The 19884-nt window shown below is 64.2% G+C and carries 9 protein-coding genes and 1 tRNA gene; 9 read left to right on the top strand and 1 reads right to left on the bottom strand.

What is annotated here, in order from left to right; translation table 11 throughout:
• Positions 1 to 33: 33 nt before the first annotated feature.
• Complete coding sequence (locus tag BRX37_RS02350; protein ID WP_125985362.1) at positions 34 to 1377, top strand: aminotransferase class V-fold PLP-dependent enzyme; 1344 nt, start codon at positions 34 to 36, stop codon at positions 1375 to 1377.
• Here the strand turns inward: BRX37_RS02350 and BRX37_RS02345 are convergent.
• Complete coding sequence (locus tag BRX37_RS02345) at positions 1370 to 2254, bottom strand: LysR family transcriptional regulator (RefSeq protein ID WP_125985361.1); 885 nt, start codon at positions 2252 to 2254, stop codon at positions 1370 to 1372. The genes BRX37_RS02350 and BRX37_RS02345 overlap by 8 nt on opposite strands.
• Positions 2255 to 2356: 102 nt before the next feature.
• On the opposite strand from BRX37_RS02345, the gene BRX37_RS02340 reads away from it, so the two are divergent.
• The 8 genes from BRX37_RS02340 (at position 2357) to BRX37_RS02305 (ending at position 19877) form a co-directional block, all read left to right on the top strand.
• Positions 2357 to 4684: an arylsulfatase gene (locus BRX37_RS02340; RefSeq protein WP_318276566.1), complete on the top strand. Its 2328-nt coding sequence runs from the start codon at positions 2357 to 2359 to the stop codon at positions 4682 to 4684.
• A 311-nt stretch (positions 4685 to 4995) separates the two neighbouring features.
• Entirely contained in the window at positions 4996 to 9153 is a 4158-nt protein-coding gene (gene rpoB, locus BRX37_RS02335) for a DNA-directed RNA polymerase subunit beta (RefSeq protein ID WP_037508426.1), read from the top strand.
• A 79-nt stretch (positions 9154 to 9232) separates the two neighbouring features.
• Entirely contained in the window at positions 9233 to 13489 is a 4257-nt protein-coding gene (gene rpoC / locus BRX37_RS02330) for a DNA-directed RNA polymerase subunit beta' (RefSeq protein ID WP_004208472.1), read from the top strand.
• 243 nt (positions 13490 to 13732) lie between these two features.
• Positions 13733 to 13806 (top strand) — tRNA-Gln (locus BRX37_RS02325).
• A gap of 88 nt (positions 13807 to 13894) precedes the next feature.
• On the top strand, positions 13895 to 14506 hold the full coding sequence (locus BRX37_RS02320; protein WP_125985421.1) for a TetR/AcrR family transcriptional regulator: 612 nt from the start codon (positions 13895 to 13897) through the stop codon (positions 14504 to 14506).
• A gap of 388 nt (positions 14507 to 14894) precedes the next feature.
• A complete protein-coding gene (locus tag BRX37_RS02315; RefSeq protein WP_125985360.1) occupies positions 14895 to 15308 on the top strand; it encodes a hypothetical protein in 414 nt (137 codons plus the stop codon).
• A gap of 3 nt (positions 15309 to 15311) precedes the next feature.
• Complete coding sequence (locus BRX37_RS02310; protein WP_125985359.1) at positions 15312 to 16574, top strand: efflux RND transporter periplasmic adaptor subunit; 1263 nt, start codon at positions 15312 to 15314, stop codon at positions 16572 to 16574.
• A gap of 114 nt (positions 16575 to 16688) precedes the next feature.
• Positions 16689 to 19877 carry an efflux RND transporter permease subunit gene (locus BRX37_RS02305; protein WP_125985358.1) on the top strand — a complete coding sequence of 1063 codons (3189 nt, stop codon included), beginning with the start codon at positions 16689 to 16691 and terminating at the stop codon, positions 19875 to 19877.
• Positions 19878 to 19884: the final 7 nt, after the last annotated feature.

Raw genomic sequence — 19884 nt, 5'->3', positions numbered from 1 at the left:
TGGTATAAAATCACGACATTCTTCGGGGGCAAGATGGTTACGCGGCGGGGCTTTATCGGACGGGCGGGTGGCGCGCTGGGTGTCACTTTCGGTGTCGGCCTGGGGCTGGATGGCGCGGTTGCGGCCACGACCGGACCGTCAGATGGCTGGCCCGACGAGGCGCCCTTCCGCTTCACCGGCGATATGACGGATTTCGAGGCGGCACAGCGCGCACTGCTGCCCCTCTATGACGTGGAGCGGGATTTCGCGACCTTCGACGCGGCCTATTATGGGGCGATGACCCGGCCGGTGGCGGCCAGCTATCGCGCCTATTCGCAATGGGTGAACCGCAACAATTCGCTGTTCCTGCGCAATGCCGCGCCCGGCCATCCGCGCGACGCCGTGCTGGATCGGTCGCGCGCGGCTGTGGCAAAGCTGCTCGGCGCGCAGACCGAGGAGATCGCGCTGTCGGGCGGCGGCACCGAAGCGCTCTATGCACTGATCGCCAATTATGCGCTGCTCAAGGCCGGCGACGCGGTGATCTATGCCGATGTCGACTATGACGAGATGCAATTTGCCTGCGACTATCTGGAGCAGAGCCGCGGCGCCCGCATCGTCCGCTTCAGCCTGCCCGAGCCGCATACGGAAGCGAATATCCTGGCCGCCTATGACAGGATATTGAAAGAAACGCCGCGCGCGAAGCTGCTGCTGCTCACCCATTTGTCCAACCGCAACGGGCTGGTGCCGCCGGTCAAGGCGATCGTCGCCATGGCCAAGGCACGGGGCGTCGACGTGATCCTGGACAGCGCCCAGGCGGTCGGCCACCTGCCCTTCACGATCGAGGAGACCGGCGCCGACTTCATCGGCTTCTCGCTGCACAAATGGCTGGCCGCGCCGCTCGGCACCGGCGGCATCTATATCCGCAAGGACCGGCTGCAGGACATTTCCCCATGGCTCGGCAACCGCATCCATGGGCCGGAGGATATTCGCGCGCGCATCCCGACCGGCACGGTCGACTTCGCCGCCCGCCTGACCATCCCGCGCGCGATCGCGGTGCAGGATGCGATCGGACTGGATGCCAAATATCGCCATCTCGTCCGGCTGCGCGACTATTGGGTCGAGCGGGTCCGCGACATCGTCGGGCTGGAGATATTGCTGCCGCAGGAGGCCGGCCGCTTCGGCGCCGTCACCGGTTTCCGCCTGCCCGGCATGAAGGGCCCGGATGGCGCCAAACAGGCGGCCAAGCTGTTCCTCGACAAATATCGCCTGCTGGTGGTGGCCAAGGCCGGGCTCGCATCCGGCCCGGTGCTGCGCGTGACACCTGCGCTGTTCAACAGCAGCGCCGAGCTGGACCGGCTGGTCGCCGCGATCAGGGCGGAGCGGAAACTGTTCAGCTAAGACGGTCCGCCGCCTGTGTGAGCAGGCGCCGGGCTTCGTCCGTCACCGCTATTGCGGCGGGTGAGAGCGACCGGCCGGCCCGTCGCACCAGCGCGATCTCGCTCTGTATGGGCGGGCGGTCAACCAGATCGAGAATGACCAGCGCACCGGCCGCGATGTCGGCCTGCGCCGCCGCCGGCGCCCCAACCCAGACTGCGTTCGAGCGCAGCGTCAGATCCCGCAGGATATGAAAATTGTCGCAGATGAAAGCACCGGTCATGTCCGGCAAGCCGGCCAGAACCAGATCAGACGCGCTGGCAATGGCAAAAGGGTCCAGATCCGCCCGACCAAGCCCGGTCCGCCCGGCCAGCGGGTGCCCGCTGCGCACCAGCAGTCCGACCTCGATCGCCCCGACCATCTGCACGCTGAGCCCCTGCACATCGGCCAGCGGCCAGCTATTGCCGAAGATCAGTTCGATCTGATCGTCCATCAGCGCCTGGACCAACTGGTCGGGCGTGCGGATCATGGTCCGCAGCAGAAGGCCGGGGCGGGTGCGCTGCACATAGGCGCCAAGATCGGGCAGCAGCAGGCTGGCCATCAACGGGCCAAAGCCGATCGCGACCTCTCCCGCCTCACCGCGTGCCAGGAGCCGCAGGTCGCGATCCATCCCTGATGCCAGTCCGACCAGATCGCGCGCCTGATCGATGATCTGGCGGCCGATCGCGGTCGGCATCACCCCGCTGCGGCTGCGATCGAACAGTCGCACGCCATAGCGCACCTCGAACGCGGCGATCGAGCGGCTGAGCGCCGGTTGGGTGATGTTGAGCTGCTCGGCCGCGCGCGAAAAGCTGCGGGTCTGCGCGACGGTCAGGATGTGGCGAAGGCGAAGGATATCCATGCACAGATGTTATCCTAATCGCATCCAATATGCATTGGACGATATGCATCACACACAGCACCCTGAAGCGAACCGTTCCTGAACGGACGACAGGGAGAGACCATGCACGCATTCCTCTATGCCAGCGCCGGCGCCGCTGCGCTGATGATCGCCGCCGCCAGCCCGGCGCAGACGGTGCGCACCACCCTGCCGATTCCCCCCGCGCCCTTCGACGGGGTCATTGCGCCCGATGTCGCCCATTCGCGCCCGATGCCGGTGCAGCCGGTTCGCGCGCCAGCCGGCGCGCCCAATGTTTTGCTGTTCATGAGCGACGATGTCGGCTTTGCCATGTCCAGCGCCTTTGGTGGCCCGGTGCCCACACCCAATTTCGAGCGACTGGCGGCGATGGGCCAGCGGTACAACCGCTTCCACACCACGGGCATCTGCTCGCCCTCCCGCGCGGCACTGCTGACCGGGCGCAACCATCATGCCGCGGGCAATGGCTATCTGAGCGACCTGCCGGCGGGCTTCCCCGGCTATATGGGCCGGATGGGACCGGACACCGCCACGATTGCCCAGATGCTGCGCCTCAATGGCTATAACAGCGCAATGTTCGGCAAGGACCATAATGTGCCCAAGAGCGAGCAGAGCGCGGCCGGGCCGTTCGACAACTGGCCCACCGGCCGGGGTTTCGAATATTATTATGGCTTCATCGCCGGGGATAATGATCAATATTCCCCCACCCTGTTCCGGGGGATCAGCCGGGTCGCGCCGGAGGAGAATAAGGGCGACCTGCTCGACAAGCGCCTGGCCGACGAGATCATCCGCTATGTCCATAACCAGAAGGCAGCCGCCCCGGACAAGCCCTTCCTGATCTATTATGCGCCCGGTTCCACCCATGCCCCGCATCAGGCGCCCGCCGACTATATCGCCCGCTTCAAGGGCCGGTTCGACCAGGGGTGGGACCGGATGCGGGAGGAAAGCTATCGCCGGCAACTGACCATGGGCATCCTTCCCAAGGGCACGCAATTGACCGCCCGGCCGGCCGAAATTCCCGCCTGGAACAGCTTTGATCCGCAACAAAGGGCCTTTGCCGCGCGGACGATGGAGGTCGCTGCGGCGCAATTAGTCTATCAGGACGAACAGTTTGGCCGGGTGCTCGACGAACTGGAGCGCATGGGCCTGCTGGAGACGACGCTGATCAGCGTGATACTGGGCGATAATGGCGCCGCCGCCGAAGCCGGTGTCGACGGCACCGTCAACGAGATGCAGACCGTCGGCCGCCATAATGAAAGCCCGCAATGGCTGGCATCGAATATCGACCGCATGGGCGGACCGATGACCTATGGCACCTATCCCGCCGGCTGGGCCTGGGCGATGGACACGCCGTTCCGCTGGACCAAGCAGGTGGCGTCGATGCTGGGCGGCATTCGCAACGGCATGATCATGGCCTGGAAGGGGCATGTCGCAAAGCCGGGCAGCATCTGTGCGCAGTTCGGGCATCTCAACGATATCGTGCCCACCGTGCTGGAAGCCGCCGGCCTGCCCGTACCGGCGAGCGTCAACGGAATCGCGCAGAAGCCGATCGATGGGAAAAGCCTGCTCCCCAGCCTGAGCCAGTGCCAGCCCAAGGTGCCGCGTACCCAATATTTCGAGATCGGGGGCAAGGCTGCCCTCTATCAGGATGGCTGGTTTGCCAGCATGGACGATGGCCGTGCGCCCTGGGTCGCGATGCCACCGGGTGGCGCCAATCCCCCCGTCACCTGGACACTCTATGACCTGGAGCGCGACTTTTCGCAGTCGACTGACCTGTCGACCTCTCAGCCCGACCGGCTCAAGGCGATGCAGGCCACATGGCAGACTGAGGCCGAACGCAACCAGGTCTTCCCGCTGGACCACCGCTTCGGCGCTGGTCGGGCGGAAGGCATGGCGGCCTTTATCGGCGGCGGCAGGCGCCATTATGAATATTGGGGCAAGGATATCAGCCTGCCAGCGGTCGGCCAGCCCTTCCTGGTCGGTCGATCCTTCACCATCACCGCCCAGTTGCGCTTAGACAAGCCGGACGCATCAGGCGCCATCATGGCGCTGGGCAGCCATTTTGGCGGCTGGAGCCTCTATCTCGACCATGGTCGCCCGAGCTTCATCTTCGCCCGGTCGACCAAGCCCGAAGAGGTTGCACGGGTCGCAGCGGCCACCCCTCTTTCCGCCGGCAGCACGTCGATACGGCTGCGCTTTGTCACCAGCGGCTTCGGCAAGCCGGCAGAGGTCACGCTCAGTTCCGGCGAAACACAATTGGCGCAGCTTTCGCTGCCGGTCAGCTTCCTGATGCCGGCCGGCAACGGCGAGACGCTGGACATCGGCCAGGACATTGGCGTGACCGTCACCGACTATGCGACAGCCCACGGTCGGCTGGAAGGGGATGTCCGCCATCTGACGATCGACATGGATTGATCCTGCCCCCTTCACAAAGCCGCCCCCTTTTCCTATATGGGCGGTTCGAAATCGGTCCGTTCCTGTCCTCCCCGGATGGGATGGTCCGTCCCCCTCATCGCTCGGGGTCCGGTTCGCATGGCGCACGAAACCGGCGGAATTGGGCGAGTTTGGCGGGCAACAAGACGCTGACAGTGCGGATCGGACAGTCCCGGCCCGCACTTTTTTGCGTGGAATATGGGGTGCGAATCACCCCGGATTCCAGAGCATCCGGACTGAATTTCCGTTGCAATGCGGAAAAACACGACGAACAGACGACAGGCAGGAACCGCATGGCGACCAAGGCTCTCCCAACGATCAACACCGGCGCTAAGAAGCGCATCCGCAAGGTGTTCGGCGACATCCACGAAGTGGTGCAGATGCCGAACCTGATCGAAGTTCAAAGGGAGAGCTACGAACAGTTCCTCCGTTCCAACCCCGCGATCGGCTATGTCTCGGGCCTGGAAAAGACCCTGCGCAGCGTCTTCCCGATCCGCGACTTCGCCGGCACCGCCGAAATGGACTTCGTCCATTATGAGCTGGAAGACCCGAAGTTCGACGTCGAGGAATGCCGCCAGCGTGGCATCACCTATGCCGCGCCGATGCGCGTCACCCTGCGCCTGATCGTGTTCGAGGTCGACGCCGACACCGAAACCCGTTCGGTCCTCGATATCAAGGAGCAGGACGTGTACATGGGCGACATGCCGCTCATGACGCAGAACGGCACCTTCATCGTCAACGGCACCGAGCGCGTCATCGTGTCGCAGATGCACCGTTCGCCGGGCGTCCTGTTCGACCATGACCGTGGCAAGACCCACTCGTCGGGCAAATATCTGTTCGCGGCCCGCGTCATTCCTTACCGTGGCTCGTGGCTCGACTTCGAGTTCGACGCCAAGGACATCGTCAACGTGCGTATCGACCGCAAGCGCAAGCTGCCGGTCACCGCGCTGCTGTACGCGCTCGGCCTCACCGCCGAGGAAATCCTGGGCCAGTTCTACAACAAGGTCACCTTCGTCCGTGGCGAAGGCGGCTGGCAGATCCCCTACACCGCCGAAGCCTGGCGCGGCCTGAAGCCCGCGTTCGACATCGTCGACGCCAAGTCGGGCGAAGTCGTGTTCGCCGCCGGCCACAAGATCAGCCCGCGCGCTGCCAACAAGGCGGAAAAGGATGGCCTGGCCACCCTGCTGATCCCGACCGAGGAAGTCTATGGCCGCTACAGCGCCTATGACCTGATCAACGAGAAGACCGGCGAGATCTACATCGAGGCCGGCGACGAAGTGTCGCCTGAAAACCTCGAAAAGCTGGACAAGGCGGGCATCGACCGCCTGGAGCTGCTGGACATCGACCATGTCACCACCGGTCCCTGGATCCGCAACACGCTCAAGGCCGACAAGGCCGAAGAACGCGACCAGGCCCTGAGCGACATCTATCGCGTCATGCGCCCCGGCGAGCCGCCGACGAAGGAAACCGCCGAAGCGCTGTTCGCCGGTCTGTTCTTCGATCCGGAACGCTATGACCTCTCCGCGGTCGGCCGCGTGAAGATGAACATGCGCCTCGACCTCGATGCCGAGGACACCGTCACCACCCTGCGCGTCGAGGACATCCTGGCGGTCGTCAAGGAACTGGTGAACCTGAAGGACGGCAAGGGCGAGATCGACGACATCGACAATCTCGGCAACCGTCGCGTCCGCTCGGTCGGCGAACTGCTGGAAAACCAGTATCGCGTCGGCCTGCTGCGCATGGAACGTGCGGTCAAGGAGCGCATGAGCTCGGTCGACGTGTCGACCGTGATGCCGAACGACCTGATCAACGCGAAGCCCGCCGTGGCCGCGGTGCGTGAATTCTTCGGCTCCTCGCAGCTGTCGCAGTTCATGGACCAGACCAACCCGCTGTCGGAAGTCACCCACAAGCGCCGCGTTTCGGCCCTTGGGCCGGGTGGTCTGACCCGTGAGCGCGCCGGCTTCGAAGTCCGCGACGTTCACCCGACCCATTATGGCCGCATCTGCCCGATTGAAACGCCCGAAGGCCCGAACATCGGTCTGATCAACTCGCTGGCCACCTTCAGCCGCGTCAACAAATATGGCTTCATCGAAACGCCGTACCGCAAGGTGATCGACGGCAAGGTGACCAACGACGTCGTCTATCTGTCGGCGATGGAAGAAGCCAAGCACACGATCGCGCAGGCCAACGCCGAAACCAATGCCGACGGCACGCTGGCGGAAGACCTGATCTCCGCCCGTGAAGCCGGCGAATTCCTGATGGCGCCGCGCGACAACATCACCCTGATGGACGTCAGCCCCAAGCAGCTGGTGTCGGTCGCGGCCTCGCTCATTCCGTTCCTGGAAAATGACGACGCCAACCGCGCCCTCATGGGATCGAACATGCAGCGTCAGGCGGTGCCGCTGGTCCGTGCCGAGGCGCCGTTCGTCGGCACCGGCATGGAAGGCACCGTGGCCCGTGACTCGGGCGCGGCGATCGCCGCCAAGCGCGCCGGCATCATCGACCAGGTCGACGCGACCCGTATCGTGATCCGCGCCACCGGCGATGTCGAACCCGGCCAGTCGGGCGTCGACATCTACACGCTGCAGAAGTTCCAGCGCTCCAACCAGGACACCTGCATCAACCAGCGTCCGCTGGTGAAGGTGGGCGAACTGGTGCAGGCCGGCGACGTCATCGCCGACGGCCCGTCGACCGAGTTCGGCGAGCTGGCGCTGGGCCGCAACGTGCTCGTCGCGTTCATGCCCTGGAACGGCTACAACTACGAAGACTCCATCCTGATCTCCGAGCGGATCGTGAAGGACGACGTCTTCACCTCGATCCATATCGAGGAGTTCGAGGTCATGGCCCGCGACACCAAGCTGGGTCCGGAAGACATCACCCGCGACATTCCGAACGTCGGTGAAGAAGCGCTGCGCAACCTCGACGAGGCTGGCATCGTGTACATCGGCGCCGAAGTGGAGCCGGGCGACATCCTGGTCGGCAAGATCACCCCCAAGGGTGAATCGCCGATGACCCCGGAAGAAAAGCTGCTCCGCGCGATCTTCGGTGAGAAGGCAAGCGACGTGCGCGACACCTCGCTGCGCCTGCCGCCGGGCGTTGCCGGTACGGTCGTGGAAGTCCGCGTGTTCAACCGTCACGGCATCGACAAGGACGAACGCGCCATGGCGATCGAGCGGGAGGAAATCGACCGTCTCGCCAAGGACCGTGAAGACGAACGCGGCATCCTCAACCGTGCGACCTTCAACCGTCTGCAGGAAATGCTGATCGGCCAGACCGCCACTGCCGCCCCCAAGGGCGTCAAGAAGGGCGTTGTGATCGACGAGGCTCTGCTGGGCGAAGTCGAGCGTCACGAATGGTGGAAGTTCGCGGTCGAGGACGATGTCCGCCAGACCGGCATCGAAGCCGTCAAGGCGCAGTATGACGAAGCGGTGAAGCTGATCGTCGAGAAGTTCGAGGATCGCGTCGACAAGCTGCAGCGCGGCGACGAGCTGCCGCCGGGCGTGCTGAAGATGGTCAAGGTGTTCGTCGCGGTGAAGCGCAAGCTGCAGCCGGGCGACAAGATGGCCGGCCGTCACGGTAACAAGGGTATCATCAGCCGCATCCTGCCGGCCGAAGACATGCCCTTCCTGGAAGACGGCACCCCCGTCGACTTCGTGCTGAACCCGCTGGGTGTGCCGTCGCGCATGAACGTCGGTCAGATCTTCGAAACCCATCTGGGCTGGGCCGCACGCGGCCTGGGCGCCCAGATCGGCCAAGCTCTGGACGCATGGCGTGACGCCAATCCGAACCCCGAGGCGGGCCAGCCCCCCGAGGCGGTGAAGGAACTGCTCAAGACGATCTATGGCGACAATTATGTCGCCGAAATCGAGGCGCGCAGCCCCGAGCAGATCGTCGAGCTGGCGCAGAATGTCCGTGCAGGCGTGCCGATGGCGACGCCGGTGTTCGACGGTGCCGTCGAATCCGACGTGTCGGCGATGCTGAAGCTGGCGGGCCTGGACGAATCCGGCCAGGTTTCGCTGTTCGACGGCCGTACCGGTGACGTGTTCGACCGCAAGGTGACCGTTGGCTACAAGTATGTCCTGAAGCTGCACCACCTTGTCGACGACAAGATCCACGCACGTTCCATCGGCCCCTACTCGCTCGTCACCCAGCAGCCGCTGGGCGGTAAGGCGCAGTTCGGTGGCCAGCGCTTCGGTGAAATGGAAGTGTGGGCGCTCCAGGCTTATGGCGCCGCCTACACGCTGCAGGAAATGCTGACGGTGAAGTCGGACGACGTGGTCGGCCGCACCAAGGTCTATGAGGCGATCGTCAAGGGCGACGACACGTTCGAGGCCGGCATTCCCGAAAGCTTCAACGTGCTGGTCAAGGAAATGCGTTCGCTGGGCCTCAACGTCGAACTCGCCGCGATGGACGAGATTGACGACGACGGCATGGCGGCTGCGGCGGAATAAGGGATGCGCGGGCGCTGCTCCGGCAGCGCCCCCTCCCCTGCTTCGCCCGAAAATTACACCCTCTAGAGGGACTTGAGATATGAACGAACTGACGAACTTCGCCAATCCGATCCAGAAGCCGGAAACCTTCGACCAGATCCAGATTGGCCTCGCCTCCCCGGAGCGCATCCGCAGCTGGTCCTTCGGCGAAATCAAGAAGCCGGAAACCATCAACTATCGCACGTTCAAGCCCGAGCGTGACGGCCTGTTCTGCGCCCGCATCTTTGGTCCGATCAAGGACTATGAGTGCCTGTGCGGCAAGTACAAGCGCATGAAGTACAAGGGCATCGTCTGCGAAAAATGCGGCGTGGAAGTGACCGTGTCGAAGGTCCGCCGCGAGCGCATGGGCCATATCGAACTGGCCGCGCCGGTTGCCCACATCTGGTTCCTGAAGTCGCTGCCCTCGCGCATCGGCCTGCTGCTCGACATGCAGCTCAAGCAGCTTGAGCGCGTCCTCTATTTCGAAAGCTATATCGTCACCGAGCCGGGCCTGACCCCGCTGGAGAAATATCAGCTGCTGACCGAGGACGAACTGCTCGACGCGCAGGACGAATATGGCGAGGACGCCTTCTCGGCCGGCATCGGCGCCGAAGCCGTCAAGCAGATGCTGATGGATCTCGACCTGGAAGGCGAGAAGCAGGCGCTGCTGGACGAACTGGCCGTCACCAAGTCGGAACTGAAGCCCAAGAAGATCATCAAGCGGCTGAAGGTCGTCGAGAGCTTCCTGGAATCGGGCAACCGCCCCGAATGGATGATCCTCGACGTCGTGCCGGTCATCCCGCCGGAACTGCGCCCGCTGGTGCCGCTGGACGGTGGCCGCTTCGCGACCTCGGATCTCAACGATCTGTATCGCCGCGTCATCAACCGCAACAACCGCCTGAAGCGCCTGATGGAGCTGCGTGCGCCGGACATCATCGTCCGCAACGAAAAGCGCATGCTGCAGGAAGCCGTCGACGCCCTGTTCGATAACGGCCGTCGCGGTCGTGTCATCACCGGTGCCAACAAGCGTCCGCTCAAGTCGCTGTCCGACATGCTCAAGGGCAAGCAGGGCCGCTTCCGTCAGAACCTGCTCGGCAAGCGCGTCGACTATTCGGGTCGTTCGGTCATCGTGACCGGTCCGGAACTCAAGCTGCATCAGTGCGGCCTGCCCAAGAAGATGGCGCTCGAACTGTTCAAGCCCTTCATCTACGCCCGCCTCGACGCCAAGGGTCTGTCCATGACCCTGAAGCAGGCCAAGAAGTGGGTCGAGAAGGAGCGCAAGGAAGTCTGGGACATCCTCGACGAAGTCATTCGCGAGCACCCGGTCATGCTGAACCGCGCGCCGACGCTCCACCGCCTGGGCATCCAGGCGTTCGAGCCGGTCCTGATCGAAGGCAAGGCGATCCAGCTGCATCCGCTCGTCTGCTCGGCCTTCAACGCCGACTTCGACGGTGACCAGATGGCCGTCCACGTTCCGCTCTCGCTGGAAGCCCAGCTGGAAGCGCGCGTGCTGATGATGTCGACCAACAACATCCTGTCGCCCGCCAACGGCAAGCCGATCATCGTTCCCTCGCAGGACATGGTCCTGGGTATCTATTACCTGTCGATGGAACGCGAAGGCGAGCCGGGCGAAGGCATGCTGCTGTCCGACATGCAGGAGGTCCATCAGGCCCTCTATGCCAAGGCGGTCACCCTGCACTCGAAGATCATCAGCCGCGTGCCGCAGACCGACGAAAATGGTCAGCAGTATATGAAGCGCTTCGAGACCACGCCGGGTCGCATGCTGCTGGGCGAATGCCTGCCCAAGTCGCACAAGGTGCCCTTCGACGTCGTCAACCGCCTTCTGACCAAGAAGGAAATCGGTGACGTCATCGACCAGGTCTATCGTCACACCGGCCAGAAGGACACGGTGCTGTTCGCCGACGCCATCATGTCGCTGGGCTTCCGCCACGCGTTCCAGGCCGGCATCAGCTTCGGCAAGGACGACATGGTCATCCCCGACAGCAAGGTGACGATGGTCGACGAGACCAAGGCACTGGTGGCGGATTATGAGCAGCAGTATCAGGACGGTCTGATCACGCAGCAGGAAAAGTACAACAAGGTGATCGACGCCTGGAGCCGTTGCGGCGACCAGGTCGCGAACGCCATGATGGACGAGATCCGTGCCCAGCCCAAGGATCCCAAGACCGGCCGTCTGGCGCCGATCAACTCGATCTACATGATGGCGCACTCGGGTGCCCGTGGTTCGCAGGCCCAGATGAAGCAGCTGGCCGGTATGCGCGGCCTGATGGCCAAGCCGTCGGGCGAGATCATCGAAACGCCGATCATCTCGAACTTCAAGGAAGGTCTGACCGTCCTTGAATATTTCAACTCGACCCACGGTGCCCGTAAGGGTCTGGCCGACACCGCGCTCAAGACGGCGAACTCGGGTTACCTGACCCGCCGTCTGGTCGACGTGTCGCAGGACTGCACCATCGTCGAGGACGATTGCGGCACCGAAAAGGCGCTGGAGATGAAGGCCATCGTACAGGGTGGTTCGGTCATCGCCTCGCTGGGCGAACGCATTCTGGGCCGTACCACGGCGCAGGATATCGTCGACAGCAAGGATGGCACCGTCATCATCCCGATCGGCACCCTGCTGGACGAAGCCATGATCACCCAGATCGAGGCGATCGGCACGCAGGCCGTGAAGATCCGCAGCCCGCTGATCTGCGAAAGCCGGATGGGCGTTTGCGGCAAGTGCTACGGCCGTGACCTCGCCCGTGGTACGCCGGTGAACATCGGTGAAGCCGTCGGCGTCATCGCGGCGCAGTCCATCGGTGAACCGGGCACGCAGCTGACCATGCGTACCTTCCACATCGGCGGCGCGGCGAACTTCAACGAAACGTCGAACCTGGAAGCCCTGTCGGACGGCACGATCGAGCTGCGCGACATGCCGACCATCACCGACAAGAATGGTCGCCGCCTGTCGCTGGCCCGTAACGGCGAAGTCGCGATCATCGACAGCGAAGGCCGCGAACGCGAAACGCACCGCCTGCCTTATGGTGCCACCATCCTGTTCGCAGATGGCGATGCCGTGAAGAAGGGCGATCGCTTCGCCGAGTGGGATCCGTTCACCATGCCGGTGATCACGGAAAAGCCGGGTATCGTTAAGTATGTCGACCTGATCGACAACAAGACGCTGACTGAACAGACCGACGAAGCCACCGGCATCGCACAGCGCGTCGTCATCGAACATCGTGGTGCCGCCCGGACGAAGGAAGATCTGCGTCCGCGCCTGACCCTGATGGACGACAATAGCGGTGAAGCCGCCCGCTACATGCTGGCGGTCGGTGCGACCCTGTCGGTCGACGATGGTGCGGAGGTTCAGGCCGGTGACGTGCTGGCGCGTGTCAGCCGTGAAGCGGCCAAGACCCGCGACATCACCGGTGGTCTGCCGCGCGTTGCCGAGCTGTTCGAAGCCCGCAAGCCCAAGGACAATGCGATCATTGCCAAGGTCTCGGGCCGCGTGCAGTTCCTCAAGGATTACAAGGCGAAGCGCAAGATCGCCATCAATCCCGAGGATGGCGGCGAGCCGGTCGAATATCTGATCCCCAAGAGCAAGGTGATCGACGTTCAGGAAGGCGACTACGTGAAGCGTGGCGACAACCTGATCGGTGGTTCGCCCGATCCGCACGACATTCTGGAAGTGCTCGGCATCGAGCCGCTGGCCGAATATCTGGTCGCCGAAATCCAGGAAGTCTATCGCTTGCAGGGCGTGAAGATCAACGACAAGCACATCGAGACGATCGTTCGTCAGATGCTGCAGAAGGTCGAGATCATCGAGTCCGGCGACACCACCCTGCTGGTGGGCGAGCAGGTCGACCGCGAGGAAATGGACGAGATCAACAGCAAGCTGCAGCCGGGCTTCGCCCCTGCTGCCGGCAAGCCGGTGCTGCTCGGCATCACCAAGGCCTCGCTGCAGACCCGTTCGTTCATCTCGGCGGCGTCCTTCCAGGAAACCACCCGCGTCCTCACGGAAGCGGCGGTCCAGGGCAAGAAGGACACGCTGGTTGGCTTGAAGGAAAACGTCATCGTCGGCCGCCTCATCCCGGCGGGCACCGGTGCCGGCATGAACCGCCTGCGCGTTGCCGCCTCGTCGCGTGACGCGGCGATGCGGGCCGCGCTGCGCGCTTCGGCCCAGGTCGACCTGATCGCGCCGAAGAGCGCGGCCGAGGAACATGCGGCCGAACTGGCCCAGGGTCCGGAAGCCGCGATCGGCGACGATCCGCTGGGTGCCGTGCAGGGTGATGATTTCACCACGCAGGACATGGACTGACTTTGAAAAGGCGGGAGCCGCTTCCTACATCAGAAGCGGCTCCCAGCCCGGTTTTGAGAGAGACCGACATATTGCCCGCCGGATCAGCGATGATCCGGCGGGCTTTTCTTTGTCCGGTAAAGGCAGCCGGTCGGCGATCGAGAGGATCGACAAAAAACTAGGAGGAGGCTGCACAAAGCGCTTGACCGACTCTGAATCGCCGCCTATCTGCGGCCTCCCAAGCGGGGCACACCCTGCTGATGATGCCCGATCCTCTAATGGTAAGAGAGCGGACTCTGACTCCGTCAATCAAGGTTCGAATCCTTGTCGGGCATCCAATTCTTCCCCATCAGATAAAAACTGACCAGCAATGATGTCGCGCGCCCTATGGACGTAGGCGGCCATCACCCCTATATACCGGTCGGTATGGAAATCACGGCAACACAGAGTGGCAGGGGCCGCCCGCGGGAGTTCGATCCCGAGGAAGCCCTGGCGGCTGCGCTTCAGGTCTTCTGGCGGCGCGGCTATGAAGGCGCGTCGCTGGCGGAACTGACCGAAGCGATGGGCATCACCAAGCCCAGCCTCTATGCCTGTTTCGGCAACAAGGAAGCCCTCTTCCGCAAGGCGCTAGACCTCTATGAGCGCGACAAACTCTGCTATTTGAAGTCGTCGCTGGAGGCACCGACCGCCAAGGCAGTGGCCGAGCGCATGCTGCGCGGATCACTGGCGATCCAGACCGGCAACAAAGATCCCCAGGGGTGCATGGGCGTCATCAGTTCGGTCGGCGGCACCGCCCATTCCGAATGTATCCGCGATGAGGTATTGGCCCGCCGCGCCTCGTCCGACCGCGCCCTGCTCGACCGGTTCGAACGCGCCCAGGCAGAGGGCGACCTGCCCGCCGGAGTCGAGCCGCAGGCCCTCGCCTGTTACCTCTCGACGGTGATCCAGGGCATGGCCGTGCAGGCCGGTGCCGGTGTGCCGCGCGATCGGCTGGAACAGCTGATCGATACAACGCTCACCATGTGGCCGAGCAAATAGCGGAATTTATTTCGCTTTTGCAGCGATGCGGGTCTTGAAATTGCCGCACTGCAAATAAAATACCTCCCGGTACAAAAAGACGGTTGACGGGACAGCCCCCGTTAATATATACCATGCGGTACACAATGATGCTGGGTGTGTAGCCCAGGGAGGTCATCATGCAGCAATTCCACCATCGGCGCTGTCGACGATAGCGTCACCTAAAGGGGCGGTTTCCCGGTAACGGGTTCCTCCTGTTTCATCATCTTTGCGCCCTCTTCGCGACGGTTTGTGCCGTTCGCGCCGCAAGGACGCATGCCCGCATCTTCGGGCGAGTTTTTCGGGACGCGATCCGCGCTTTTCCGCGCGCGGACGTGTGCCCGCTTCAGACAGCAGGAAGGAACAGGCCATGGCTTTCCTTGATTTCGCCCAGGCACTTGCCGGTCCGCAGATGGCGGTCGGCGCCCCCCGCCCCACTCCCGCCGTACCCGCCATCAGTGTAGCGGCCCAGGCAACCAGCTTTTCCGCCCAGGAATGGCAGATCGTCGACCTTGCCCGCACCGACGGGTTGCGCTCGCTGCGCGGTCCCGGCCGCTTCGCGCGTCTGCGCAAGTGGATCTGGGGCGAGGAACATAGCCCTACCCTGGCCAGCGAACGGCTGGAAGCACTGCGCCGCCTGGCCGTCGAGGCCTGGCACAAAGGCTATGCCGTGTCGCTTTCCGCCCTCGCCGCCTTCCGCGCGGCCGGATTTTCCACCGCGCAGCTCGAATTGCTGCTCGCCACCATCAGCGCGGGTCGCACCGCCCGCGTCCCCCGGAGCTAATCCATGAACCAGTTCACCAAGATCACAGCCGACGGCACCGCGTCGGACGTTCACACACCACCGGGCAACCGCTGGTCACGCAAGCATGGCGGCATCGCCGCCGTCGCGCTCATCGCCCTGTTCGGCATCGGCTGGAAGCTGGTCGACCGCCCGTCGGCCCAAGCCGCAGCCGCGCCGCTGGCGGCGGTCGGCGTATCCGCGCCGCTCGCCCGCAGCGTGACGCAGTGGGATGATTATGTCGGCCGCTTCGCCCCCAGCCAGACGGTCGAGATCCGCCCCCGCGTATCGGGCGCGGTGACCGCCATCCACTTCCGCGACGGCGACTTCGTACGCCAGGGACAGTTGCTCTTCACCATCGATCAGCGCCCCTTCCAGGCCGCCCTGGCCGAAGCCCGCGCCAGCGTCGCCTCCGCTCGCAGCGCGCTGCTGCTGGCCCAGAATGACTATGGCCGCGTCCAGCGGCTGACCGGCGACGAAGCCGTGTCGGCCAGCGAAGTGGATTCGCTCCGCTCGCGCCTGCAGGCGGCACAGGCCGCCCTGGCCGGCGCGCAGGCCCGCGAACGCAGCCGGGCGCTGGATGTAGAATTCACCCAGGTCCGTGCCCCGATCTCCGGCCGCGTGTCGGATCGCCGTGTCGACATCGGCAATCTGGTATCGGGCGGCGAAGGCAGCACCGCGTCGCTGCTGACCACGGTCAACAAGCTCGACCCCATCTACTTCAACTTCGATGCGTCCGAAGCGCTCTACCTCAAGTCGCAGCGCGACAAGGAGAATGGCGGCGCGGTCGAGGTGCGGTTGCAGGATGAGGCGGACTATAACCACAAGGGCCGGCTCGACTTCACCGACAATGGCCTTGATCCCCGGTCGGGCACGATCCGCATCCGCGCAGTCTTCGACAATCCGGGCAATTTCCTGACCCCCGGCCTGTTCGGCAATATGCGCCTGGCCAATGGCGGCAAGGCCAATGCCCTGCTGGTCCCGGACGAGGCGATCCAGTCCGACCAGGCACGCAAGACCGTGCTGGTGGTGGACAAGGATGACAGCGTCGCGGTGAAGCCGGTCGAGCTTGGCCCGATCGTCGACGGGCTGCGCATCATCCGCAGCGGCCTCGATCCCAAGGATCGGGTGGTCGTGACCAATCTCCAGGCGGCAATGCCCGGTGCCAAGGTTGCGGTGAAGCCGGCCCGGATCACCCCGACCCCGGCGCCCGTCACCCCGGTCGACAGCGCCGCCCCGGTCGCCGCCCAGGCTACCTTCGCCCGGTAAGCACTGACCCCACCCTTCACACGGGTGGGGTCAATCAAACGAAATCCCAAGCCCGTGATCCGGCCCGGCCGGATCGCGCGGTATCCCTTTCGCTCGTTCGCAAAGGATGATCCGATGCGTTTCTCCCGTTTCTTCATCGACCGGCCGATCTTTGCCGCCGTCATCGCGGTGGTCATCACCGTGGTCGGTGCGCTCGCCTTTATCGGCCTGCCGGTGTCCCAATATCCCGACATCGTGCCCCCCACGGTCACGGTTTCCGCCCAATATCCCGGCGCATCCGCCGAAACGGTCGCGTCGACCGTGGCCGCGCCGATCGAACAGGAAATCAACGGCGTCGACGACATGCTCTATCAGAGCAGCCAGTCGACCGGCGACGGCAAGGTCGTCATCACCGTCACCTTCAAGATCGGCACCGACCTGGATGCCGCGCAGGTGCTGGTGCAGAACCGCGTCGCCGTCGCCATCCCCCGCCTGCCCGAGGAAGTGCAGCGGCTGGGCGTCGTGACCCGCAAGACCACGCCCGAATTCCTGATGGTCGTGAACCTGCAGTCGCCCGACGGCACCTATGACCGCGACTATATTTCCAACTATGCCCTGACCCAGGTGCGCGACAGACTGGCTCGTCTGGATGGCGTGGGCGACGTGCAGCTGTTCGGTTCGCGCGACTATGCCATGCGCATCTGGATCGATCCCGATCGCGCCGCCGCGCTGGACCTGACCGCCGGCGAGATCGTCTCCGCCCTGCGAGCACAGAATGTCCAGGTGTCGGCCGGTTCGATTGGCCAGCCCCCCTATGACCGGGGCGAAGCCTTCCAGCTTGGCGTCGAGATGCAGGGCCGCCTGACCACGCCCGATCAGTTTTCCGACATCGTCATCCGTTCGGACGCCGATGGCCACCAGGTGCGCGTGCGCGATGTCGCCCGCGTCGAGCTGGGCGCGCAGGATTATGGCACCAACACCTATCTCAGCAACAAGCCGACGGTCGTCATCGCGACGATGCAGCGCCCCGGCTCCAACGCGCTCGACGCGGCGGAGAAGGTCAAGGCGGAGATGGAGCAACTGTCCAAGCGCTTCCCCAAGGGCCTGGAATATAGCATCATCTACAACCCCACCGAATTCATCAGCCAGTCGATCGACGCCGTCTATCACACGCTGTTCGAAGCGGTGATCCTGGTCGTCATCGTCATCCTGATCTTCCTGCAGAACTGGCGTGCGGCGGTCATCCCGATCCTCGCGATCCCGGTCTCGCTGATCGGCACGGCGACGATGCTGGCGGCGGTCGGATACTCGCTCAACAACCTGTCGCTGTTCGGCCTGGTGCTGGCGATCGGCATCGTCGTCGATGACGCGATCGTCGTGGTCGAGAATGTCGAACGCAATATCGAAAATGGCATGAGCCCGCTGCAGGCGGCGCGCGTGTCGATGGACGAAGTGTCGACCGCGTTGATCGCGATCGTGCTGGTGCTGTGCGCCGTGTTCGTGCCGACCCTGTTCATCACCGGCATTTCCGGTGCCTTCTACCAGCAGTTCGCGGTCACTATCTCGACCGCGACGGTGATCTCGCTGATCCTTTCGCTCACCCTGTCGCCAGCTGCAGCCGCCCTGCTGCTGAAGCCCAAACATGGTGCCCATGACCTCGACAATGCGCCGCGCTGGCGCCAGGTCGCGGCCAAAGCGGCGGATCGCTTCAACCAGGGCTTTGATCGGATGAGCGCGGGCTATGCGCGCCTCACCCGCTTCCTTGTCGCCCGGCCCAAGAAGATGCTGCTGACCTATGCCGGCCTGATCGCCGCCACCATCGCCCTGTTCTGGGTAACGCCCGGCGGCTTTATCCCGGCACAGGACCAGGGCTATTTCCTGGCCGTCGTCCAGCTGCCTTCGGGCGCATCGCTGGAGCGCACCGACAAGGTGACGCGCGAGGTCGCGGCGAAAATCCTGCCGATCAAGGGCCTGCGCGGCGCGGTGATGTTCGCCGGCTTCCACGGCCCGTCGCAGACGCAGGCGCCCAACAGCGCGGCGATCTACTTCCCGTTCAAGAGCTTTGCCGAGCGCAAGGCCGAAGGCGCCACCTATGCCGGGATCATGGATCAGGCGAACAAGGCGGTTGCGGGCTATGACAAGGCGCGCATCCTGCTGGTGCCGCCGCCGCTGATCCAGGGCATCGGCTCGGCCGGTGGCTATCGCCTGATGCTGGAGGACCGGGAGGATCGCGGCTATGCGGAACTCAACAAGGTCGCCGGCGAGCTGATCGGCAAGGCCAATCAGAGCCCCAGCCTGGCGCAGGTCTATACATTGTTCGACGTCGGCACCCCGCGCATCTTCGCGGATGTCGATCGCCGCAAGGCCGACCTGCTGGGCGTGCCGCCCGAGCGCGTGTTCGAAGCGATGCAGGTCTATCTCGGCTCTGCCTTCGTCAACGACTTCAACCTGCTCGGTCGCACCTATCGCGTGACCGCCCAGGCCGATGCCGAACATCGCGGCACCGTGGCCGACATCGCCAACCTGAAGACCCGGTCGAACAGCGGCCAGATGGTGCCGATCGGTTCGGTCTCCACCTTCCGCGACAAGACCGGTCCCTATCGCGTGGTCCGCTACAACCTGCTGCCCGCGGTGGAAATCGATGGCGACACGGCACCGGGCTATTCGTCGGGCCAGTCACTGAGCACGATGGAGAAGCTCGCCGACGCCGCCCCTGCCGGCTATGCCAGCGAATGGACCGGCGTTGCCTATCAGCAGATCAGTGCCGGCAATACCGCAGGCATCGTCTTCGGCATGGCGGTCTTCTTCGTCTTCCTGGTGCTGGCGGCGCAATATGAAAGCCTGACCTTGCCGCTGTCGATCATCCTGATCGTGCCGATGTGCCTGTTCGCGGCCATGCTGGGCGTGAACCTGCGCGGGATGGACAACAACATCCTGACGCAGATCGGTCTGGTCGTGCTGATCGCGCTCGCGGCGAAGAACGCCATCTTGGTGGTCGAATTCGCCAAGCAGGCGGAAGAGGAACAGGGGCTGAGCCCGGTCGAAGCCGCGGTTCAGGCGGCGCAAACCCGTTTGCGCCCGATCCTGATGACCAGCTTCGCCTTCATCCTGGGGGCGGTGCCGCTGGTGATCGCCAGCGGGGCCGGTGCGGAACTGCGCCAGGCGCTGGGCACGGCGGTCTTCTTCGGCATGACCGGCGTGACGGCCTTCGGCCTGCTCTTCACCCCCACCTTCTATGTCGTGTGCCGCGCGCTGGGCGATCGCTTCGCCCGCCGCCGGCGCCCGGAGGCTGACGATGCTGCGGCATTGCAGCCGGCCGAATGAGGACAAA

The organism is Sphingomonas sp. S-NIH.Pt3_0716 (genome assembly GCF_003950715.1).
Lineage (GTDB): Bacteria > Pseudomonadota > Alphaproteobacteria > Sphingomonadales > Sphingomonadaceae > Sphingobium > Sphingobium yanoikuyae_A.
The sequence above is the reverse complement of the archived record's forward strand: the minus strand, read 5'-3'. Positions and strand labels throughout refer to the sequence as shown.